This window comes from Mesorhizobium sp. M7A.F.Ca.US.011.01.1.1 (assembly GCF_003998295.1).
In the GTDB taxonomy this organism is placed as follows: Bacteria; Pseudomonadota; Alphaproteobacteria; order Rhizobiales; family Rhizobiaceae; genus Mesorhizobium.
The window spans coordinates 1-450 of record NZ_RZRT01000251.1; the positions used below are offsets into that span (position 1 = coordinate 1).

Here is a 450-nt window from a genome sequence, read left to right on the forward strand (position 1 = left end):
CAATGAGGGCGATTGCATCGATAAGCAGGACGGCATACCCGGTAACGACGGCAAATGCCTGTTCCATCACTCCCCCGAGCGTGAACGAACGATGCAGCGCAAGCCGAGATGGCAGGTCGAAGTATCAACCGGCTGCGACATGCGCGCTGCAGGCCGATACCGCCGACAGTAATTGGGTGCACATAGAAAAGAGCCGCCCTTGGTTACCTTGCGTGGGATCGTGATCTCAGGGGTGTGGGGGTCAAAGCTGGCTTCGCGCTGGCCACCCCGCGGATTGTCGATCGTACAGCACGGGCTGTCGATCCGCGAGTGCTCCTGATACCAGTCCGTAGTCCACTGCCAGACATTTCCCGCCATATCGTGGAGCCCGTAACCGTTGGCCGGGAACGAACCGACCGGAGCCGTCCACTCGTAGCCATCCTCGTTGCGATTTTCGTAGGGAAACTCGCC

1 protein-coding gene is annotated in these 450 nt (G+C 60.0%); it reads right to left on the bottom strand.

Annotated features, from left to right (window positions below; genetic code table 11):
• Positions 1-66: 66 nt before the first annotated feature.
• On the bottom strand, positions 67-450 hold a 384-nt coding region (locus EOA13_RS37590; RefSeq protein ID WP_164780688.1), incomplete at its 5' end, for an SUMF1/EgtB/PvdO family nonheme iron enzyme.